This is a genomic window from Enterococcus sp. 10F3_DIV0382 (genome assembly GCF_002140245.1).
In the GTDB taxonomy this organism is placed as follows: domain Bacteria; phylum Bacillota; class Bacilli; order Lactobacillales; family Enterococcaceae; genus Enterococcus_B; species Enterococcus_B lactis.
Genome location: NZ_NGMF01000002.1, coordinates 61,946 through 82,440, shown reverse-complemented (window position 1 = coordinate 82,440; position 20,495 = coordinate 61,946). Strand labels below are relative to the sequence as shown.

At 38.6% G+C, this 20,495-nt stretch carries 21 protein-coding genes, 1 riboswitch and 1 other annotated feature; of the genes, 5 read left to right on the top strand and 16 right to left on the bottom strand.

Annotated elements, in window-relative coordinates:
* Nucleotides 1-268 precede the first annotated feature (268 nt).
* From A5849_RS10965 to nagB, 3 genes are all read right to left on the bottom strand, one after another.
* Nucleotides 269-1,408: an AI-2E family transporter gene (locus A5849_RS10965; RefSeq protein ID WP_086310101.1), complete on the bottom strand. Its 1,140-nt coding sequence runs from the start codon at nt 1,406-1,408 to the stop codon at nt 269-271.
* Between the two features lie 178 nt (nt 1,409-1,586).
* On the bottom strand, nt 1,587-2,300 hold the full coding sequence (locus A5849_RS10960; protein WP_002290559.1) for an MgtC/SapB family protein: 714 nt from the start codon (nt 2,298-2,300) through the stop codon (nt 1,587-1,589).
* Between the two features lie 258 nt (nt 2,301-2,558).
* Complete coding sequence (gene nagB / locus A5849_RS10955; RefSeq protein WP_002287787.1) at nt 2,559-3,260, bottom strand: glucosamine-6-phosphate deaminase; 702 nt, start codon at nt 3,258-3,260, stop codon at nt 2,559-2,561.
* 233 nt (nt 3,261-3,493) lie between these two features.
* On the opposite strand from nagB, the gene A5849_RS10950 reads away from it, so the two are divergent.
* Complete coding sequence (locus A5849_RS10950) at nt 3,494-5,026, top strand: ABC-F family ATP-binding cassette domain-containing protein (RefSeq protein WP_002320501.1); 1,533 nt, start codon at nt 3,494-3,496, stop codon at nt 5,024-5,026.
* A gap of 55 nt (nt 5,027-5,081) precedes the next feature.
* On the opposite strand, the gene A5849_RS10945 is transcribed toward A5849_RS10950, so the two are convergent.
* The 6 genes from A5849_RS10945 to rplK form a co-directional block, all read right to left on the bottom strand.
* Nucleotides 5,082-6,272, bottom strand: a complete 1,191-nt coding sequence (locus A5849_RS10945; RefSeq protein WP_086310100.1) for an MFS transporter — start codon at nt 6,270-6,272, stop codon at nt 5,082-5,084.
* Nucleotides 6,273-6,353: 81 nt separating this feature from the next.
* Nucleotides 6,354-7,043 (bottom strand): TVP38/TMEM64 family protein, encoded by a 690-nt coding sequence (locus A5849_RS10940; protein WP_002345548.1) that lies wholly within the window; start codon nt 7,041-7,043, stop codon nt 6,354-6,356.
* 106 nt (nt 7,044-7,149) lie between these two features.
* Complete coding sequence (rplL, locus tag A5849_RS10935) at nt 7,150-7,518, bottom strand: 50S ribosomal protein L7/L12 (protein WP_002291633.1); 369 nt, start codon at nt 7,516-7,518, stop codon at nt 7,150-7,152.
* A 52-nt stretch (nt 7,519-7,570) separates the two neighbouring features.
* Nucleotides 7,571-8,074, bottom strand: coding sequence for a 50S ribosomal protein L10 (gene rplJ / locus A5849_RS10930; RefSeq protein WP_002291634.1), 504 nt, complete (start codon nt 8,072-8,074; stop codon nt 7,571-7,573).
* Nucleotides 8,075-8,193: 119 nt separating this feature from the next.
* Nucleotides 8,194-8,321, bottom strand: a sequence feature (ribosomal protein L10 leader region).
* Nucleotides 8,322-8,399: 78 nt separating this feature from the next.
* Nucleotides 8,400-9,089 carry a 50S ribosomal protein L1 gene (rplA, locus tag A5849_RS10925; RefSeq protein WP_002291636.1) on the bottom strand — a complete coding sequence of 230 codons (690 nt, stop codon included), beginning with the start codon at nt 9,087-9,089 and terminating at the stop codon, nt 8,400-8,402.
* 103 nt (nt 9,090-9,192) lie between these two features.
* A complete protein-coding gene (gene rplK, locus A5849_RS10920) occupies nt 9,193-9,615 on the bottom strand; it encodes a 50S ribosomal protein L11 (RefSeq protein ID WP_002291638.1) in 423 nt (140 codons plus the stop codon).
* A 342-nt stretch (nt 9,616-9,957) separates the two neighbouring features.
* On the opposite strand from rplK, the gene sdaAB reads away from it, so the two are divergent.
* Together sdaAB and sdaAA are read left to right on the top strand one after the other, a co-directional pair.
* Nucleotides 9,958-10,626, top strand: a complete 669-nt coding sequence (gene sdaAB, locus A5849_RS10915; protein ID WP_002309998.1) for an L-serine ammonia-lyase, iron-sulfur-dependent subunit beta — start codon at nt 9,958-9,960, stop codon at nt 10,624-10,626.
* 12 nt (nt 10,627-10,638) lie between these two features.
* Nucleotides 10,639-11,511, top strand: coding sequence for an L-serine ammonia-lyase, iron-sulfur-dependent, subunit alpha (gene sdaAA, locus A5849_RS10910; protein WP_002309997.1), 873 nt, complete (start codon nt 10,639-10,641; stop codon nt 11,509-11,511).
* Between the two features lie 93 nt (nt 11,512-11,604).
* Here sdaAA and A5849_RS10905 read toward each other — a convergent pair whose 3' ends face one another.
* From A5849_RS10905 to rpmG, 5 genes are all read right to left on the bottom strand, one after another.
* Nucleotides 11,605-12,705 carry a lactate oxidase gene (locus A5849_RS10905; RefSeq protein WP_002314137.1) on the bottom strand — a complete coding sequence of 367 codons (1,101 nt, stop codon included), beginning with the start codon at nt 12,703-12,705 and terminating at the stop codon, nt 11,605-11,607.
* Between the two features lie 91 nt (nt 12,706-12,796).
* Nucleotides 12,797-13,696 carry an alpha/beta fold hydrolase gene (locus A5849_RS10900; RefSeq protein ID WP_002309995.1) on the bottom strand — a complete coding sequence of 300 codons (900 nt, stop codon included), beginning with the start codon at nt 13,694-13,696 and terminating at the stop codon, nt 12,797-12,799.
* A gap of 58 nt (nt 13,697-13,754) precedes the next feature.
* Nucleotides 13,755-14,300 carry a transcription termination/antitermination protein NusG gene (nusG, locus tag A5849_RS10895; RefSeq protein ID WP_002294580.1) on the bottom strand — a complete coding sequence of 182 codons (546 nt, stop codon included), beginning with the start codon at nt 14,298-14,300 and terminating at the stop codon, nt 13,755-13,757.
* Nucleotides 14,301-14,400: 100 nt separating this feature from the next.
* Nucleotides 14,401-14,571 carry a preprotein translocase subunit SecE gene (secE, locus tag A5849_RS10890; RefSeq protein ID WP_002309994.1) on the bottom strand — a complete coding sequence of 57 codons (171 nt, stop codon included), beginning with the start codon at nt 14,569-14,571 and terminating at the stop codon, nt 14,401-14,403.
* A gap of 20 nt (nt 14,572-14,591) precedes the next feature.
* Nucleotides 14,592-14,744: a 50S ribosomal protein L33 gene (rpmG, locus tag A5849_RS10885; protein ID WP_002294578.1), complete on the bottom strand. Its 153-nt coding sequence runs from the start codon at nt 14,742-14,744 to the stop codon at nt 14,592-14,594.
* 161 nt (nt 14,745-14,905) lie between these two features.
* Between rpmG and cbpA the strand changes: the two genes are divergently transcribed.
* Nucleotides 14,906-15,550: a cyclic di-AMP binding protein CbpA gene (gene cbpA / locus A5849_RS10880; RefSeq protein ID WP_002309993.1), complete on the top strand. Its 645-nt coding sequence runs from the start codon at nt 14,906-14,908 to the stop codon at nt 15,548-15,550.
* 55 nt (nt 15,551-15,605) lie between these two features.
* Here cbpA and A5849_RS10875 read toward each other — a convergent pair whose 3' ends face one another.
* Nucleotides 15,606-16,109, bottom strand: a complete 504-nt coding sequence (locus A5849_RS10875; RefSeq protein WP_002309992.1) for a QueT transporter family protein — start codon at nt 16,107-16,109, stop codon at nt 15,606-15,608.
* A gap of 12 nt (nt 16,110-16,121) precedes the next feature.
* A riboswitch (PreQ1 riboswitch) is annotated at nt 16,122-16,168 on the bottom strand.
* 539 nt (nt 16,169-16,707) lie between these two features.
* On the opposite strand from A5849_RS10875, the gene A5849_RS10870 reads away from it, so the two are divergent.
* Nucleotides 16,708-17,670: a diacylglycerol kinase family protein gene (locus A5849_RS10870; protein ID WP_002314139.1), complete on the top strand. Its 963-nt coding sequence runs from the start codon at nt 16,708-16,710 to the stop codon at nt 17,668-17,670.
* A 236-nt stretch (nt 17,671-17,906) separates the two neighbouring features.
* Here A5849_RS10870 and A5849_RS10865 read toward each other — a convergent pair whose 3' ends face one another.
* A complete protein-coding gene (locus A5849_RS10865) occupies nt 17,907-20,477 on the bottom strand; it encodes an ATP-dependent RecD-like DNA helicase (RefSeq protein WP_002314140.1) in 2,571 nt (856 codons plus the stop codon).
* Nucleotides 20,478-20,495: the final 18 nt, after the last annotated feature.

The following is a 20,495-nucleotide window of genomic DNA, read 5'->3' as shown; positions in this document are numbered from 1 at the left end:
TTAATATGTTAACACACTTAGTATTGTTTTCTCTTGGAAGCATTTCTTGTGGTTTCTTCGTTTTACTTACTCTATCTAAAATGAAAGAAATCTAATATACCTTTGAGCCATTTCCAGTAAACAATATTTACCCCATGATTTGCTCATTCGTCCACCCTAAACAGGACGGATCGATTAGATTATAAAAAAGCATCAACTGGATCATATAAATAAGAATCTCAACGTACATCTAAATAAAATGAACGCTAAGATCCCTTTTTAAATAGGCTTATTCACTTGTTTCTTCCAGCAATTTTGGACTATCTAACTTTTCAGAAACATGTTCCATTTTTCTCAATAAATAGATTTTCCGAATATTTAATATTATTGTCTTAATCACTGCATAGACAGGTATACAAATCAGCATGCCTAATATTCCTGCGACACTTCCTGCTCCAATCAATACCAAGATGATCGTCAGTGGATGGATATTCATTGATTTTCCAAACAACAACGGCTTGATCAAATTTCCATCTAATTGCTGAATCACTAAAATCGACAACGCCATGTACAAAGCTTGAAATGGAGAGATAAACAAACCGACAATGATTGCTGGTACTGCTCCAATAAAAGGGCCGACATATGGGATAATATTCGTGATGCCGCAAATGACCGCAAGCAATAAGCTATAAGGCTGATTGAATATTCTCATTGCCAAAAAGCTCATCACACCAATAATCAAAGCATCTAAGATCGTACTGCTGATATAGGCAGATAATGTTTCATTTAATTCTTTCACTGTTTGTCGCAACTCTTTACGAATCGCTTTCGGAAAGAAATGAGACAACGCATCAATAAATTTGTGTCCATCCTTGAACATAAACAGCAAAATAAATGGAACCGTAAATAACAAAATAAAAAATTGCATCATGAATGAAATGATTTTAGTGACACTTGCAGATAAGCTGACCAATATGATATTGAACAAATTACTGAGAGATAAATTCGCTGATGCTAATTGTTCTTCCAAATTGAAATTTTTAAACTCTTCTCGCTGCGCCAATTCATTTAGCCATTTGCTTGTTTCATCTGCATAGATTGGCAGGCTCTGAGTCAATTGAATCGTCTGCTCCACTAACTGAGGTACTACATTCATGACAGCCAAAACAACTAAAATGATTACGACCAAAAATGTCAATAAAAAACCCAACACTCTCGGAATCCGATGTTTTTCGAGAAAAATAACGATTGGATCGAACATATAATAGATAAAACCAGCAACAAGCAACGGCAAAAAAATAGCCGAAAGCATTTTCAATATTGGACTAAAAATATTCGGCATTTGTAAAATGAAATACACACCGACGATCGTGAGTACTAGCTCCACTGTCCAGAAAAATAATTTTGATTGTTTAAAACGTGATTGCATACCTCTCCTCCAAGTTCCTTTGATACTTCTATTCTATCATTTAACAAAGAATTACGCGCTGAGATTTTCATTTGCTTAAAAAAAACAAAATAAAAAAGGAAAGGTATTTTACTGATCAGAAGAGTACTTCAACAAAAACACGATCCGCCCAAAATAAAAATCGTTTTGGGCAGATCGTTTATTGCGCAATACTGACTAAATGTAGCTTTGTGATATTTTTGTGCACGGACAATTCCTCGATTACATCGGCATAAGTGAGTCCTTTAGGAAGATCGATCGTATATATATTTTTATATACACGATAGTCATCAACGAATTTCACATCAAAATTCACATCTTCGATCACGATATTTTTCTCTTCAAAATAATCGGTAAGAAAATCTTTGGTTTCTTTTCTATGGATAAATTGGATTTCTAACTTTTTAGTCGTAGGTACATGGATCACGCGTTTCACTACTGTGAGTGCAATAGCAATCCCGATAAAACTGATGATCGCAATGGAATAGTAACCCATGCCGATGGCGATCCCTAATCCGGCAATAGCCCATAAAGAAGCGGCAGTCGTAAGTCCTGTCACTGATTGTTTCGTGACGATGATCGTTCCTGCACCTAAGAAACCGACGCCACTCACTACTTGAGCAATCAGCCTTGCTTCATCTGAACGGATCGTTCCAGCAAGCTGTGGATACGCTAAAGCATCTCTTAATGCTCCACTAGCGATCTCGACTTGGATCAATGCAATGATACATGCTCCCATACAAACTAAAATATGCGTACGCATCCCTGCTGGACGATTTTTATATTGTCGCTCAAAGCCAATTGCTCCGCCAAATAGCATAGCGATCCCTAAACGTAAAATAATCTCTGGAATTGTCAATACCATATCATTCATCTAAACACCCTCCAGTCCAATATATCATGTCTGAAAGGAGCAGACAAAAAAAGTGCAATTTTTACCTCTTACGAAAAAGAGCGTGGGACAAAAGTAAAGAAAAACTTTTGTCTCACGCTCTAAACATGTGTAAACGGCGGAAGCAGAAGCAACTCCTTCGGAAATAAGCTGAAATTCACAGAAATTTGAAAAGCAATTTTCGTGAATTCCTTCTTATTTCTTGGAGTTAAACGCTTCTGTCCCAGCCTCTTTTGTAAATTACAATTTACTTGCTGCTTCTTCATCGATGATCACAACGACATTGTCGTGGTTTTGCAATACACTTGCTGGTAAATGATTCGTTACAGGTCCTTCAATCATCCCTTTGATTGCATCAGCTTTGCTTTCGCCAAACGCCATCAAGACGATTTCTTTACTTTTCATGATTGAGCCAATTCCCATTGAAACAGCTTTTGTTGGTACATCTTCTGCTTTATCAAAGAATCGTTTGTTTGCATTGATCGTTGATTCTGTCAAATCAACTACTGAAGTTGTTCCGTCAAATGAAGCACCAGGTTCATTGAACCCGATATGTCCATTTTGCCCGATTCCTAAAATTTGGATATCGATTGGATGAGCATCGATGATTTGATCATACTTTTTGCATGCTGCTTCCAGATCTTCTGCTTTCCCATCTGGTACAAATGTTTCCTTGAATGGTTTTTTATCAAATAATTGGACATCCATGAAATGGCGGTAGCTTTGTTCATCTGAACCACCTAGTCCAACGTACTCATCTAAGTTTACAGAAGTCATTTCACTGAAATCCAAATCGCTTGAAGTCATTTCTTTATATAAAGTAACTGGTGTGCTTCCTGTTGCCAATCCTAATACTTTTGCACCTTTGTTCATACCTTCTTTGATGATTTCAAATGCTTTTTTTCCGCCTTCTTCAGCGTTTTTTACACGAATGATTTCCATAGTGATTGCTCCTTTGTGTTTTGGTATAGCCCAATTATAGCATTCTTTTTTTCTTTTTACAATAATCAGTATAGACCAAATTCTATTTTTTTCATTTTCTTGACAACAAAAGGGCATCCGTGTTAGGTTTCATAAGATGGTTCAATCAAACAATCCATGTTGCATGAAAACCAAGCAATTGATTCACTGTGGACACTTTATGTCTGCAGTTTTTTTATGAAAAAGGAGTTATTATGAGTATACTGACATTAAACAACATCACCCAGCAGTTCGGCGATAAAATCCTCTACGAAGGGGTCGATCTGCAATTAAACGCTGGCGAGCATCTTGGGCTAATCGGACAAAACGGAGCCGGCAAAAGTACATTGATTAAAATCATCACTGGTGAGATCCTGCCAGATGATGGACAGATCCATTGGCAAAAAAATATTCATAAAGGTTACCTTGATCAATATGTAGAAGTCGATGAAACATTATCGATCGAAGAATTTCTAAAAACTGCGTACGCAAAAGAATACGAAAAAGAAGAAAAAATTGCTTTTCTTTACCAAACATATAGCGAGACCTTCGATGATTCCTTGCTAGAAAAAGCTGGGAAACTCCAAACGGAATTAGACCAAGGAGTGTTTTATCAAATCGACACCTTAGTTGCTGAGATGAGCAGCGGGTTGGGGATCGATGTCTTAGGTTTAGATTCACTGTTAAAAAATCTAAGTGGTGGACAACGTTCAAAGGTGATTTTAGCAAAACTACTTTTAGAAAACCCAGATGTTCTGATCTTAGATGAACCAACCAATCACTTAGATGATCAGCATATCCAATGGCTGACGCAGTTTCTTCAGGATTTTGACGGTGCGTATATCGTGATTTCCCATGACCAAGAATTTCTTGATCAGATCACCACCCATATCGCAGACATCGAGTTTGGAAAGATTACTAAGTATACTGGCCATCTAAAACAAGCATTGAAACAAAAGGAACAAAATCGTGAAAGCTATTTGCGCCAATATCATGCTCAACAAAAACAAATCGAAAAGACTGAAGCTTATATTCGGAAATACAAAGCCGGTTCCCGATCAACGATGGCAAAAAGCCGACAAAAACAATTAGATAAAATCGAACGGTTGACGCCTCCCGCTTCAGCAAGTAAAGCTGTCTTTGATTTTCCATTCTCGCCTATTGTCACGACGTTGGCAGTGGAAACAACTGATTTAGTCATCGGCTATGATCGACCGTTACTTGCACCCATTAATTTGACCATCCGGTTTGGTGAAAATATTGCCATTCGAGGCTTCAACGGGATTGGGAAATCTACTTTGTTAAAAACATTGATTGGTGAGATCGAAAAAATAAGTGGCGATTTCCACTTCCCAGATAACACAAAAATCAATTACTTTTCACAAGATCTATACTGGGAAAATCCATTAGAAACACCACTGCAATACTTAAGCAGTCAATTTCCAAAAGCGACTATCAAAGAATTACGTCGCCAATTAGCTAAAGCTGGACTAGTCAATCAATTAGCAAGCGAACCTCTCACTACACTAAGTGGTGGAGAACAAACCAAGGTGAAACTTGCACAGTTGACAATGAACCAAGGTAATTTACTGATTCTCGATGAACCGACGAACCATATTGATCAAGAAACAAAAGAAAGCTTACAAGATGGCATTCGGAAATTTCCAGGAACGGTAATCATCGTCTCTCATGAACAAGAATTTTATCAAGATCTTGTTCAACGAGTCATTGAGATCGAGCCAAAGTAATGAGACAAAAAGACAAAAAAACTGATGATAGCATGATCATCAGTTTTTTTGTTGTTCAGTTTTCTTTTTTCTCTCGAAAAACAACGAACTGAAAGAAAAACGCACATCCCTGAAAAACAAGTCCGCTAACCGTTACACCTAACCAACCATACTGTTGCCACATGGTCGTCCCTAGCAATGAACCAGCCGCACCTCCAATAAAGTACATAAACATAAATACAGTATTATTTCGGTTGCTTGCTGCTTCACCTAGTCCTTGTACTCGTGTTTGGTTGGCGACTTGACCAAATTGATTCCCGACGTCTAATAAAATAATAGCTAAAAGCAAAATGGCCAAATGGCTTCCGCCAACCAATAAAGCAATAAAACTTATTGTTTGCATAACAAGTCCCATATATACAATTTTTCTTTCAGAATAAGAATCTGCCAGTCGTCCCACGATAGGTGCAGCGACTGCTCCAGACAACCCAAAAATCGCTAATATCCCTGCTTCAAAAGTCCCCCAATTGTAAGCGGGACTGCTGATATAAAAAATCAACGTAGACCAAAAGATTGAAAATGTGCCAAACATAAAAAATCCGCTGACTGCCGCTTCTCTTAATAAACGTTGAGAGGCAACTAAACGCGGCAAACTTTTGAGTGAATCAAGGTATGAAACAGATGTACTACTTTGCTGGACAGAACGCGGCATCTTCCAGTAAAGCAGAAGTGTAAGAATCCCGACGGCACATAAAGCAAATAAATAGATCATCCGCCAAGAAAAAAGACTGGCAACAATACCAGATACAGTCCGAGAAAGCAAAATCCCCACGAGTAAACCGCTAAGCAATGTTCCCATGACTTTTCCTCTTGCTTTTGGTCCTGCTAGTACCGCACCGTAAGGAATGATAATTTGCGGCACGATCGAAAGTAATCCTATTAAAAAAGAAGCGCATGCAAATAACGCAAACGAAGGCGCAAAAAAAGCGGCCAACAGCGAGATAGCAGATAACGCTGCCATTCGTATAATTAATTTTGGACGATCCACCACGTCTCCTAAAGGAACTAAAAACAGTAGCCCTAGTGCATAGCCCAACTGGGTCAACATTGTCAATATCCCGACTGCACTTGTGCTAACAGATAAACTAGCTGCTACTTTTGTTCCAATCGGCTGGATATAATACATATTGGCAACAACGACGCCGCAAGTGATTGATAATAATAAAATAAGCGATGTTGTTAAAGGTGTTTTTTCTTTACTCTCCATTGATTTCCCCCATTTCCTATCTTAGTTTACAACTTATGGAAAAGATTGGAAATAGAAAAATACAACTATTCGCCATACTTATTATTTTTGTCTTTGTTTTCCTTGTTTTTTCTTGCGATCTTTATAAATGAAGACAACTAACCCTACTAACACAGTAACACTTGCAACCAACGTGACTGCAGTTTTGTTATATCCGTGAAACAGAGCTTCTCCCCCACACGCATACAACACAGATGAAGGGATGACTCCAATCACGATCGACATTACGATTTGCTGAAGAGGCAATTTCATCGCATCTGCAGCAAAATTGACCATAGAAGATGGGATCACCGGTATCATGTAACCTAACATGACGCCTATTTTGGGATGTCTCATTTGCCGAATGGATTGCACCCAATGATTTTTTTCAGTTTTCTTGTCTAAAAACTTCAATCGGTGCATCAAAAACACAGCGGAAATATTGCCCAGAGCATTCCCTAAAACATTGATACCTGCCCCAATAAACGGACCAAAGCTCAATCCGGCAATGACACCAATAACCGAAGTAGGGATACCCGGAACAGCACACATCACCGCTGTCAACACAATCAAGAGTAGCGATGCAGAAAAACCATGAGAACGAATATGTGCAAGCAGCTCTTCCTTACTTGCTCTAGGGTTTAAAAATAATTGTATATCTGTCTGATATTCCAAATACAACCGATAGCCCACCATAAGTATCAGAACGATTCCCAACGTGATCAAAATCAATCGGATTTTTTTCTTTTTCATATTACCTCCTGAAAAAAACTATATTCATTAAATAATAGTTTAACATAAAAACAAAAAAGCACCGAAATCCAAGATAGGATCTCAGTGCTTTTAAATAGTTAAAAAATTATTTAACAGTTACAGATGCGCCAACTTCTTCAAGTTTAGCTTTCAATTCGTCAGCTTCTTCTTTAGATACGCCTTCTTTAACTGGTGCAGGAGCGCCATCAACTACAGCTTTAGCTTCTTTCAAGCCTAAGCCAGTTGCTTCACGAACTGCTTTGATAACTTTAACTTTTTGGTCTCCAGCTGCAGTTAATTCTACAGTGAATTCTGTTTGTTCTTCAGCAGCAGCAGCGCCACCAGCAGCAGCTACAGCTACAGGAGCAGCAGCAGATACGCCAAATTCTTCTTCAATAGCTTTAACTAGGTCGTTAAGTTCTAGGATAGTTGCTTCTTTTAACTCAGCAACGATGTTTTCAATGTTCAATGCCATTATAATTTCCTCCGTTTAAATGTTCTTTTTTATTTAATACTTTATGCGGCAATTAAGCTGCATCTCCATCTTCTTTGTCTGCCACTGCTTTGACAGCGTAAGCCACGTTGCGGACTGGCGCTTGTAGTACAGATAGCAACATAGATAGAAGTCCTTCGCGATTTGGCAATTTTGCCAATGCTGTGATTTCTTCCAATGAAGATACTTTACCTTCGATGATACCGCCTTTGATTTCTAATGCTTTTGCTTCTTTAGCAAATTCGTCCATGATTTTCGCTGGTGCAACTACATCTTCGTTACTGAATGCAACGGCTGTAGGTCCAGTGAATACTTCGTCCATGCCTTCAAGGCCAGCTTTTTTAGCTGCACGTGAAAGAATTGAGTTTTTGATAACTTTCATTTCTACGTTAGCATCACGAAGTTGTTTACGTAAACGTGTTACTTCATCAACTGTTAATCCGCGGTAGTCAACGACTACTACTGATGCAGCTGCTGTAAATTTTTCGCTTACTTCATCAACGATTGCTGCTTTTTTTGCGATAATTGCTTCACTCATTTTTGAGTTTCACCTCCTGAATTTTGATGGAAGAGTTTTTTGAACTGAAAAGGCAAATCACTTGTATAGTTTCTTTGCTCAACCAGTATTGTTCATCATCTATTCTCTTCGTTCATAGTGATTCACAATAAAAAACTCTATGCCACCGCAGACATAGAGGGACTATTGAATATATTCAATAAACGTCCTCGGTAGGAAATTAAGGCTTGGCGCCACCTACTGTCTTCGGTACAAGTTAATTATTAACCTCAACTAGCTTAGCATGCTAAACTAGTTGAGTCAAGAATTATTTTTCAGTTGGATCAATCAACGTTCTAATATTTGATTAGAAAGAAGCTTGGTCAACATGGATACCAGGTCCAAATGTTGTTGTGATCGTTACATTTTTCATGTATTGACCTTTAGCTGCTGATGGTTTAGCTTTTAGCAATACATCATGGATTGTTGCAAAGTTTTCAACTAATTTTTCATCATCAAATGAAACTTTTCCGATTGGTACATGGATGTTTCCAGCTTTGTCTACACGGTAAGTTACTTTACCAGCTTTCACTTCGTTTACTGCTTTTGTTACATCCATTGTAACTGTACCAGTTTTAGGGTTTGGCATTAAGCCTTTTGGTCCTAATACACGTCCTAGACGACCTACAGTAGCCATCATATCAGGTGTTGCAACAACTACGTCAAAGTCAAACCATCCGTTTTGGATTTTTTGAACCATGTCGTCGTCACCTACGAAATCTGCACCAGCTGCTTCAGCTTCTTTTGCTTTGTCTCCTTTAGCAAAAACTAAAACAGTTTGTGTTTTACCAGTTCCGTTTGGTAATACAACAGCACCACGGATTTGTTGGTCTGCTTTTTTAGGGTCTACGTTCAAACGGTATGCAACTTCAACTGTTGCATCAAATTTTGCAATGTTTGTTTCTTTTGCTAAAGCTACTGCTTCGGCAACAGGATAAACTTTACTTGAATCAACTTTTTTTAATGCATCTTGCATTTTTTTGCTCTTTTTAGCCATTTTGGTTCCTCCTTGATTGTGGTTATAACGGTTGTACCTCCCACGTGTTCTATATCTTTCAATATAGAGCCAACTGAGAAGCTGCTGTCTTAGGGTATAGAGATTATTCTACAGTGATCCCCATGCTTCGTGCAGTTCCTTCAACCATGCGCATTGCTGCTTCAACGTTAGCTGCGTTTAGGTCTTCCATTTTTAATTCAGCGATTTCTCTTACTTGATCGCTAGAAACTTTCGCAACTTTATTTTTGTTTGGTTCACCTGAACCTTTTTCGATTTTAGCTGCTTTTTTCAATAGAACAGCAGCTGGTGGTGTTTTTGTAACGAATGTGAATGAACGGTCTTCGTATACAGAAATAACAACCGGAATGATCAAACCTGCTTGATCAGCTGTACGAGCGTTGAATTCTTTTGTGAATCCCATGATATTGATACCCGCTTGACCTAGTGCAGGACCTACTGGTGGAGCTGGAGTTGCTTTCCCTGCAGGAATTTGCAATTTAACGATTTTTTCTACTTTCTTTGCCACGAGACATACCTCCTTAAGTCCGTGATGTGGTTAATTGGAGATGCATATTTCTCCTCCCACGTTTTATCTGATCTGAAAAAATCCAGACAAATAATGTGCAAAACAATGCACACTGGTACAGTATAGCAAATTTATTTGTTTTTTCAAGATTTTTTTCTGCTATTTTTACATTTTGCTTGAATAAACGCTAAATTTATTCTAAAAAAACAACAATTTTTCGTTCCCATTTCTTCTTTTATGTTACACTTGCGCTAGCATGGTTCAACAGATGAAAGCAAACAATAACACGGTTTTTTAGACCCTTGTACAAAGATTCCTACATAACAAAATGAGGTGGAGAAAATGAAAGATTTAAGGTATAGAAGTGTCTTTGATATTATTGGACCTGTGATGATTGGTCCAAGTAGCTCCCACACAGCCGGAGCAGCTAGAATTGGGAAGATCATACGCAGTATATTTGGCGAGCAACCTGATTCTGTAGATATTTATCTATATGAATCATTTGCAAAAACCTATCGAGGTCACGGAACAGACATTGCATTAGTTGGTGGTCTATTAGGAATGGAACCTGATGATGAACGTTTAGCTGATTCTTTGAAATTGGCATATGAGGCTGGCATGGAAGTCTTGTTTGTTCCTAAGAGTGAAAAAGCCGAACATCCGAATTCTGTAAAGATGCTTCTAAAAAAAGGAACACGAAAGCTTTCAGTTACTGGCATTTCGATTGGCGGTGGCAATATCCAGATTTCTGAATTGAATGGATTCAAAATTTCTTTAAGCATGGGAACACCTACCTTGATCGTTGTTCACCAAGATGTTCCAGGGATGATCGCTAAAGTGACTGGTATACTTTCTGAAACCAATACGAATATCGGTACTATGACAGTGACACGGGAATCAAAAGGCGAAAGCGCCATCATGATCATTGAAGTAGATAATCCTCAAGTTGAAGAAACAGTAAGAAGACTCAAACATCTGCCAAATATCGACAGCGTAAACTATTTCGATTAAGGAGCTGAAAAAATGTTTTTATCGATTGAAGAATTAGTAGACCAAGCGAAAGCTTATTCAAGTGTAGCAGAATTGATGATTGCAGTTGAAATGGAAATGAGCGGCCGTTCCCGTAGTCAGATCATTGCGATTATGGAAAAAAATCTTTCAGTAATGGAACAATCGATCAACGAGGGAAAAGAAGGTGTCACCTCCGTCACAGGGATTACCGGTGGCGATGCAAAAAAATTAGATGATTATTTGAACGAAGCAGATTTTTTGAGCGGAGAAACGATCTTAAAGGCTGTACGCAATGCTGTAGCTGTTAACGAAGTCAATGCAAAAATGGGATTGATTTGTGCTACGCCGACTGCTGGAAGTGCGGGGGTTGTTCCTGGTGTGTTAATGGCTGTCCGAGATCGGCTTGGTTTGTCACATGAACAGCAATTGGAATTCTTGTTTACTGCTGGCGCTTTCGGGTTAGTAATCGCGAACAACGCTTCTATTAGTGGCGCAGAAGGGGGTTGTCAAGCAGAAGTTGGTTCTGCAAGTGCAATGGCGGCGGCGGCTTTGGTTTGTGCAAAAAACGGGACTCCTCATCAAGCAGCTCAAGCAGTAGCCATCACATTGAAAAATATGATGGGACTGATTTGCGATCCTGTTGCAGGTTTAGTTGAAGTACCTTGTGTCAAACGTAATGCTTTAGGGTCCTCTCAAGCTTTCATCTCTGCTGACATGGCATTAGCGGGTATCGAAAGTGTCATTCCACCGGATGAAGTCGTTGCTGCGATGTATCAAGTCGGACGACAAATGCCATCGATTTTCAAAGAGACAGCAGAAGGCGGCTTAGCTGTTACGCCAACTGCTAAGCGACTTACAGAAGAGATTTTAAATAAGAGGTCGTAAAAAAGCTGCCTAGTTTCGAGTATTAAGAGATTAGTTATTTCTATCACAAAAAAACGAAGAGACGCACAGTTAGGCCTCTCTTCGTTTTTTTTATTAATCCATCAATTTCGTATTTTTTACTTCATCGATCGATTTTGTTCCTGCAAGTTGCATCGTGATCGACAATTCTTTGTTCAGGTGTTCAAAAACAGAGGTTACTCCTTCTGCCCCACCTAGATTCAATCCATAGATTACTGGTCGGCCAATCGCAACTAAGTCAGCACCACTTGCCAAAGCTTTAAAGACATGTTCTCCTCGACGGACGCCAGAGTCGAAAATCACTGGTACACGTTTATTGACTACTTCGGCAATTTTTGGCAATACTTCAAAGGAAGCAGGACCTCCATCTAATTGTCGTCCCCCATGATTAGATACCCAGATACCATCTGCCCCTGCAGAGATAGCGATGACTGCATCTTCTGGCGATTGTATTCCTTTTACGATGACTGGAAGATTGGTGATTTCTTTGATTGTTTTGATGTCATCTGGTGTCAAGCCTTGTTTTGCAGCTGCATAGATTTCTGCAATTCCTTTTCCTTCGCCATTCCCACTTGCACTTTGTTCGCTATAAGCAGCTAAATTAGGCATTGGTAATGGAAATTGGAATTGATTGATCACATCTTCTTCGCGGTAACCACCGAGCGTTGAATCTGCCGTTAAAATGATGGCTTTAGCCCCTGCTTCTACTGCTTTGTTCAAAATGAACTCATTGAACCCATCGTCTTTACTCATATATAATTGGAAAAACTGCGGTGCACCTGGCGCTGCATCTGCTGCATCTTTGATTGTCGTATTCGCATAAGTGCTGATGGAAAAGATTGATCCAGCAGCAGCTACCCCTTTAGCTGTATCAGCTTCCCCTTTTTCATGCGCCAATCCTTGGGCCGCTGATGGCGCTTGGATAATCGGTGTGTCTAATTCAATTCCAAAAACTGATGTATGCAAATCTGCTGAGTCGATTCCGCGTAATATCCGTGGCATGATTTTTTTTGCATTAAAAGAAGTCGTATTTTCTTTCATCGTCCACTCATCTTCAGAACCACCGCGAATATAGCCAAAAGCTCCTGCTTCCATTCGCTCTTTTACACGACCTTCTAGTGAAGCAATGTTTACAATATCGATTGGATGTTCTTCATTACTTGTATGATAAGTCATAGTAGATCCTTCTTTCATCTTCTTGATTACATGTAAATCATACTATTCTTACAAAAAGTAAGCAAACATTTACTCTCGGATCCTTTTCTTGCTATTCATTCCAAACAAATCGACTAACAAGCTGATCTACTTCTTGGTTTTCATGAAGCATACTATGAGCGGCATTTTCGCCTTTTACTATTTTTTCTTCTACTTCATTTCCGTGTTGTTTCAACAACGCATAGACAGCTAATGCACTGTTTAACGGTACTGTCCCATCACTCAAGTCTGCTTCGTCCAATTGTCCGGCAATCAGGAAAAATCGAGTAGTTGTAGGCATATTTCCGATTATTTGCTGATAATCTTGATAGCGGCTAGAAACAACAGCAGGACCCATTGCTAACTCCTCTGTCAGAGATTGCCCACTGTCATCGACAAAATCATTAAAAGGTGCACCAATTGCCGTAAATGTCTGAACTTGCGGCAATGACGTATCCTGTCCATATGTTCCTAAATAGCGTAACGCGCTAACTCCTCCCATTGAATGTCCCACGATGTTGACTTTGTCTATGCTATAGTTTTCTTTCAGATACAAAAGACAAGATTTGATCCATTCTGCTTGATTCCACTCGTTGTTTTTATTATCTGCAAACAATACTTGGACCATCGGATTGTCTGCTTTTCCAGATAAGTCTCCTTCTGCTTGTATTTGTCCATCGGCTTCTACTATTAGAACCAATTCTTTTACTGCTTTTTGATTTTTTTCCAAACGTTGCAACATCCCTTTAAAGGAATTTTCTGTCCCGCTGTAGCCATGGAAAAAAAGTGTTGGAATAGTGGTTTTTTCTATCACTTTACTGGATTCTACCGTTTTTTCTTTATCAGAAACTGCAGTAGTCTTCGTCGTCTGGCAACCACTTATCGCAAACAAGCTGATAAGCACTAAAGCTGCTGTAGCCGCATGTTTGCATACATTTTTGATTCGATTTGTCATTCGCCTCTTCCTTTCCATATAGAAAAAAGAAAGACTTGAAAGGTCAATCGTATGATCGACATTTCAAGTCTCTTTATTAATCGATTTTATCTACTTGATCGAAATCAAGTTCTGTACTTGTTTCACGACCAAACATATCGATGTTGACTTTCAATTTTTCTTTTTCTCCGTCAACTTCTGTTACTTGTCCTTCTAATCCAGCAAATGCGCCTTCGATGATTTTCACAACTTCGCCAACTTCTACTTCTAAATCATTTTGTCGTAGACTCATGCCGATAGAACGCAAGATATGATTGACTTCTTCTGGAAGTAGTGGTGCTGGTTTGCTTCCAGCTCCGTGTGAACCAACGAATCCTGTCACGCCTGGTGTGTTACGGACAACATACCAGGAAGCGTCTGTCATGATCATTTCAACAAGAACATATCCTGGAAATGTTTTATGAACGATTTCTTTCTCTTTCCCATTTTTGACTTCTGTTTCTTTTTCTTCAGGAACAACGACACGGAAAATAAAGTCGGCCATTTTCATACTTTGCGCACGAGATTCGATATTTGCTTTTACTTTGTTTTCATATCCTGAATATGTATGCAAGACATACCAGTTTTTTTCAAAAGATTCCATTGAAGGCTCCTCATTTCATTGTAAAATAAAAAAACCTCAGTACACCCGAAGTTTTTCTTTCGCTTCATTATAGCACTAAAAGCACGTTGTGGCTAGCGAGTTATTTTAAGATCCAGCCAAATAAACTTTGGATTGCTGTATCCATTACGTAAAACATCAACCCGAAAAGAATAGAAGTTTCGATAACTACCAACGTATCTTTACGAAGTTGTTTTCTGTTTGGCCAAGTTACTTGTTTGATTTCATCTTTTACGCTTTTTAGAAATTTCATGAGACACCCTCCTTTGCTGTTTATTTCGTTTCTTTATGTAATGTATATTGATTACAATATTTACAAAATTTGTTGATTTCTAAACGTTCACCGCTTTTTCCTTCACTGACTGATTTTGTGTAGTTACGAGACCCACAAACGGAACAAGCGAGTGCTGCTTTTTTCTTTGCCATTTACTTCTGCCCCCTTGCTGAGAATCAGACTTATACTTAATAACAGTATCACGTAACTTTTTACTTGTCAATTTGTGAAATAAACTATCTATTGTTTTAGATAAAATTATGATATGATTAATTTGAAATTAAGCTAAAATGAGACAATTGGAGGTATAGCGATGCTATTAAAAACACTTGTATATAAGAAAAAAGATCTGACAACCGTTACAGAGACTAGTACATTAGAAGAAGCATTAAAAATTTTAGAAACTTCCGGATACCGTTGTGTACCGATCTTAGATTCTTCAGGGAATATTTTCCGTGGAAATATTTACAAAATGCACATCTATCGTCATAAAGCAAACGGCGGTGATATGACGCTTCCTGTCACTCATCTTTTGAAAAATGCCACAAAGTTCATTTATCTGGATACTTCTTTCTTCAAAGTATTCTTTACGATCAAAGAGCTTCCTTATATTGCTGTCCTTGACAGTGAAAATCATTTTTATGGTATTTTGACACATAGCACATTACTTAATATGCTCTCTCAATCTTGGAGCGTAGAACAAGGAAGCTATGTGCTGACAATTGCTTCTACAGGAAAGCAAGGAGATCTGGCTGCTATCGCAAAAATCATTTCAAAATACAGTAGCATTGCCAGCTGCATTACTCTTGATATTGAAAAAGACGAATACATCCGACGTACATTGATTACGCTGCCGGCGAACACTGAACCGAAAGTATGTGAAACGATCATCAACCACTTAGAGAAAAAGAATTATAAAGTGGTAGAAATCGAAAATTTGCAAAACCAAGAAGCATAATAAAAATGACAAAAGAAATACAGCTCAGCTGCTTTCTTTTGTCGTTTTTTTACAATTAGACACGCTTTTCAAAATCAAGCGAACGATCTAAATAATACATCAGTGGTGCTGAAACAGCCATGATGATGAACTCGCTTAATGCAAGTGTACCATAGGTTGTCCAAAATGCTTGGCCACCTGTCGGAACTAGCATGTAAGCAATCAATCCCATGCTGATAGTAAAGAAGATCGTGTTCAATACTAAACGCATCTTTACATTTTTCACTTTGTTTTGCAGCAAAGCTGTCAGACCTAAAGAAAGCAATGTTTGGCCACCACCAAAAACCACATCCATGATACCAAATCCAAAGAAGGCATTATAGACGATGACCCCGCCCAAAACTCCCCAAAGTAATTTACGGTTAAAGACAACTAAATGATTCAAACTTTCTGAAATACGAAACTGGATTGGCCCTGAGGATACAGGCGCAACTAAAATAGTTAGCGCTAGATAAAGAGCCATGATGATACCATTGACAACGATTACGGACAACCGTTGTCTGCTTTTCGTTTTTTGCATTTTCTCTCCTCATTTCTCCTAGTTTTTTTAACGCGGGATGGTTGATGAACCGCGATTATGTGAAACAAACAATAATTATAACAGACTTTTCATCTATTTCAATCTGTCTTATCTACTTTTGAAAAAAGTAAACAAGCAAAAATGTAAACGTTTGCTAAAAGTCTCAAAATATGGTATAAGATAAATGTAAGGGGTCATAAGAATTCCCAGTAAAGCAGACGAAGTAGGTTCTGCACGAACAGAATTGTTGTGAAACTTAAATAAATAAAAAAGGATGTGGGAATTTGAGCAACCTCTTACTAGAGAATAGTCTAGCAGGCAGCTGAAGGTCTAAGTGGACATACCGAACCTTGGAACTTCTCCTTACGTAAGTAATGGATGATGCGCTTGCTAGGCTTTTTTGTGTGTTTCGGTCTCCAGACCTTTTTCATTCTCCTAGTCTTCTGCTATAATAACCAAGAATTAATTTTGTAACAGGTGTTTTTTTGTAAAAACAAGTTTCTTTCATTCCAAAAATAGAAAAAACTTGCTAATTATTGGTTAACCAGCAAACAGGATGATTAAAATATCTTGTTTTATTGAATAGCAGGAGGAAAATATGAAATTCCATTATCATTTATTGATCAATCCATCGGCAGGCAGTGGAAACGGCCATAAAGTAGCAGAAAAAATCTTGCCGATATTAAAAAACAAACATGTCAACTATACCCTTCATTACAGTGAATACAAAGGACATGATGCGGAGATTGCTGAAATTCTGGCAAAAGAAACATTAGTACCTTGGACAGAAGAACAGGAAACAATCGAAACTTTCCCTCTTTTGATCATCGTAGGAGGAGACGGAACCTTGCATCAGGTACTTGATACTTTCTATCAGATGGAAGTTGAATTTCCTGTCGCTTATATTCCAGCAGGCTCTGGAAATGATTTTGCTCGAGGAGCGGGACTTCCTAAGAATCCTAAAAAAGCACTTCAGCTGATTTTAGCAGCTCAATCACCAGATAAAGTCCATATAATGGCTTATGAAGAAAAAATAAGTGAAAAAAAAGGAATAGCTGTTAATAATTTTGGTATTGGATTAGACGCAGCTATCGTCCACGCGACAAATCATTCTTCTACAAAAGAACGATTGAACAAATACAACTTAGGTTCTTTTTCGTATTTGTTCTCTATTCTCCGGACTTTATTTACTCAAAAAGGATTTCCAATTCTAGTGGATGCAGGAGGAAAGCAGTTAAGTTTTTCAAATGCATTTTTATGTACAGCAACGAAGCATCCTTTTTTTGGAGGAGGAATCGCAATCGCTCCAACTGCAGATGCGACTAAACCAGTCATTGATTTTGTCATGGTCGAACGAATCAATATTTTTAAAATCATATGGCTTATCCTTTTACTTATGCAGAAAAAACAATTGAAATCGAAATATTTCCATCACTACACAACAAACAGATTACGAATCGTTTCACCAACGCCGCAATATGGTCAAGAAGATGGAGAAGATGTCGCTCCTCGTCCTTTTGATCTGCAATTTTCTACAAAAAACCAGTTATTTTTCAAGTAGTTTCGAGTTTGTAGAAAAATTTTGTGGAAATGCCTGTTCACATTTTTGCAAAAATTTGACTTCATACCAAGAAACTGTCTTTTGAACACCGTTTACCAAGACGGCATGAGCCTACAATTTCACTACAAGTCACCAAGAATAATTTCAAAAAGCGGATGAGGCACAAGTCGTGTCACATCCGCTTTTTAAGTGATCAATATTGCCGACAAATAGCGCATACGTATCGTCAGATTCTTTTATAATGTATACGGTGTAATGTTTTCCATGCCAATCATTGGATCTACTAATTTCTGATTAATCGCTTCTGCAGTAAGAACGAACTCCTTGGGAACAGCAGGTTCTATCTCTTCTTTCTTTTCTTCTACAACCGATGAAGAAAATAGATCTGGTTCCACTGTTTCCATTACTTGGTTTTTCGATTCATTCGTTCCACTGTCGTCTTTTATAGGTAACTTTTCTTTTATGTCCTGCGACTCTTTTGTATAGGTCCCATCTTCAAATGGATCATTTCCAATCAAAGAATCTTCATAAGCTGCTAGTTTTGTCCGCAGAGTGATAGTCATTTTTCCATTATCGATGATTCTTGATTTCAACGTAGTCATTCGGCTTGCCGATTCATTCGCTACACAAGTGGCATACGCTTGCTCTTCCCCTAACAAAATCAACAGTTCCTTACTCCGAGTAACAGCCGTGTAGAGTAGATTACGCTGAAGCATTCGCTGATATTGATGAACCATGGGCAAAATGACCATTTTGAATTCACTGCCCTGTGATTTATGGATCGAACAACAATAAGAAAGAGTAATTTTATTCCACTCGTTTCTTTTATAAGTGACCTCATTTGCATCAAACTGGATAACTAATTCATCCACTTTATCTTCCGAATCTTTTGCCAAGATAATCCCCGTGATTTCTCCCATATCTCCATTGAATACATTCAATTCAGGAGTATTGACTAACTGGAGTACTTTGTCTCCTATCCGATAAACGGTGTCGTTCCAATGTACTTCCTTTTTCCCAGGTCTCCCTGGATTGAATATCTCTTGCATCATTTTATTTAACGCGTCGATCCCTGCTGGTCCCCGATACATTGGTGCTAATACTTGGATATCTTGTGCACGGAATCCCTTATTTTTCGCTTTTTCCACAATTTTAGAAATCAAGGGTTCAATTTGATAAGCATCGCTTCGGAAATAGGAACGATCTTTTTGATTCTTTGTGAAATCTTTTGGTAGACGTCCTTCTTTGATTTCATGGGCAAGAGGAATAATACTAGAACCATCACCTTGTCGATAAATCTGATTGAGTTCCATTTTAGGAATTTGTTCGATTTCCAAAAGGTCATGTAGCACTTGTCCAGGACCGACAGAAGGAAGCTGATCTTTATCCCCTACTAGAATAACCTGCATATTCGTCGGAATCGCTTTGAATAATGTGTTAGCCAGCCATGTATCGACCATAGACATCTCATCAACGATCAAAAGTCCGCCTTCTAATTCTTTCGTGCTGACTGAAGGTGTTTTTTCCCGTCCATTCAGCCCAAGTAAACGATGGATTGTACTGGCAGGCAGACCTGTTGTCTCGTTCATTCGTTTAGCTGCCCGGCCAGTAGGTGCTGCAAGCAGAATAGGAAAAATTTCTTGGGTATATTTTGACGGATCCAATTCCAGACCATTCAACTCTGCAAAAAGATTGACGATCCCATTGATCACAGTAGTTTTCCCCGTACCTGGTCCTCCTGTTAAAATAAATAGAGGAGAACGGATGGCTTCAGCGATTGCTTGTTCTTGCGAAGGTCCATACTGTATACCAAATATTTTTTCGATACGCCGAATATTTTTCTGCACTTCTTTTTCAGGATAATGGATTTCTTTTTTACGGCTGAGCAGACGTTGGATGGAATTGCCGATACCCCATTCAGAAAAATACAAACTGTTTTCGTAAAGATTCGTTTCTTCTTGCTGGATTTTTCCTTCTTCAACAAGCTGGATAATCACAGTAGCAACCTGATCAGGCAGAATTTCTATTGGACGACTTGTTTCTAAAATACGGATGGTTTGCTGAAGCAATGTTTCCGCCGGTACGTATGTATCTCCTGTTTGAACAGCATGCTGAAAAATCTGATGCAAGATGGCTGCTCGGATTCTTCTAGGTGAATCTGCTGCAATACCGATTTGTTCGGCTAGATTATCTGCGCGTTTGAACCCGATTCCTTCTATGTCTTCGACTAGCTGATACGGATTTTCTTCGATGATATCCAAAGACTCGTTCTTATAGGTCTGATAAATACTGAAAGCTAACTGACTACCGAATCCATAACGATTCAATCCCATGATTACTTGATCCATCCCGTGATTTAGACGAATCGTTTCAGCAAGCATTTCTCTTTTTGGCTTCGTTAAACCAGCGATTTGTTTTAATACCGAAGGATCAGCAATGATTTTTTCGATAGCATCTTCTCCCAGCAACTCGACGACTTTCTCTGCTGTTTTCTTACCGATCCCAGGGAATTTTTCGCTGGAAAGATAAGCTACGATCCCATTCGCAGTTGTTGGTTTTTCTTGCTCATATCTTTCGACTTTAAGCTGTCTTCCGTATTTAGGGTGATCCACTAGTTCTCCATAAAAACGATAGGTCTCATTTTCTTGAATATCGCCAAAGCTTCCGGTAACTACAATCTCTTTTTCACGGTAATCAGCTGTAGTTTCGCTGATGTGTACCAAAAGCACTTTGTAAAAATTACTAGGATTTTGAAAAAAAATCGCGGCAACTGTACCAACGAAATAAGGCATTTCTTCTGGCTGCATCGGAAGCCGCCTCCTTCT

Coding starts and splice junctions, on each gene's coding strand:
- A5849_RS10965 (WP_086310101.1), bottom strand. CDS start 1,408: ATGCAATCACGTTTTAAACAATCAAAATTATTTTTCTGGACAGTGGAG.
- A5849_RS10960 (WP_002290559.1), bottom strand. CDS start 2,300: ATGAATGATATGGTATTGACAATTCCAGAGATTATTTTACGTTTAGGG.
- nagB (WP_002287787.1), bottom strand. CDS start 3,260: ATGGAAATCATTCGTGTAAAAAACGCTGAAGAAGGCGGAAAAAAAGCA.
- A5849_RS10950 (WP_002320501.1), top strand. CDS start 3,494: ATGAGTATACTGACATTAAACAACATCACCCAGCAGTTCGGCGATAAA.
- A5849_RS10945 (WP_086310100.1), bottom strand. CDS start 6,272: ATGGAGAGTAAAGAAAAAACACCTTTAACAACATCGCTTATTTTATTA.
- A5849_RS10940 (WP_002345548.1), bottom strand. CDS start 7,043: ATGAAAAAGAAAAAAATCCGATTGATTTTGATCACGTTGGGAATCGTT.
- rplL (WP_002291633.1), bottom strand. CDS start 7,518: ATGGCATTGAACATTGAAAACATCGTTGCTGAGTTAAAAGAAGCAACT.
- rplJ (WP_002291634.1), bottom strand. CDS start 8,074: ATGAGTGAAGCAATTATCGCAAAAAAAGCAGCAATCGTTGATGAAGTA.
- rplA (WP_002291636.1), bottom strand. CDS start 9,089: ATGGCTAAAAAGAGCAAAAAAATGCAAGATGCATTAAAAAAAGTTGAT.
- sdaAB (WP_002309998.1), top strand. CDS start 9,958: ATGAAAGATTTAAGGTATAGAAGTGTCTTTGATATTATTGGACCTGTG.
- sdaAA (WP_002309997.1), top strand. CDS start 10,639: ATGTTTTTATCGATTGAAGAATTAGTAGACCAAGCGAAAGCTTATTCA.
- A5849_RS10905 (WP_002314137.1), bottom strand. CDS start 12,705: ATGACTTATCATACAAGTAATGAAGAACATCCAATCGATATTGTAAAC.
- A5849_RS10900 (WP_002309995.1), bottom strand. CDS start 13,696: ATGGAAAGGAAGAGGCGAATGACAAATCGAATCAAAAATGTATGCAAA.
- nusG (WP_002294580.1), bottom strand. CDS start 14,300: ATGGAATCTTTTGAAAAAAACTGGTATGTCTTGCATACATATTCAGGA.
- secE (WP_002309994.1), bottom strand. CDS start 14,571: ATGAAATTTCTAAAAAGCGTAAAAGATGAAATCAAACAAGTAACTTGG.
- rpmG (WP_002294578.1), bottom strand. CDS start 14,744: ATGGCAAAGAAAAAAGCAGCACTCGCTTGTTCCGTTTGTGGGTCTCGT.
- cbpA (WP_002309993.1), top strand. CDS start 14,906: ATGCTATTAAAAACACTTGTATATAAGAAAAAAGATCTGACAACCGTT.
- A5849_RS10875 (WP_002309992.1), bottom strand. CDS start 16,109: ATGCAAAAAACGAAAAGCAGACAACGGTTGTCCGTAATCGTTGTCAAT.
- A5849_RS10870 (WP_002314139.1), top strand. CDS start 16,708: ATGAAATTCCATTATCATTTATTGATCAATCCATCGGCAGGCAGTGGA.
- A5849_RS10865 (WP_002314140.1), bottom strand. CDS start 20,477: ATGCAGCCAGAAGAAATGCCTTATTTCGTTGGTACAGTTGCCGCGATT.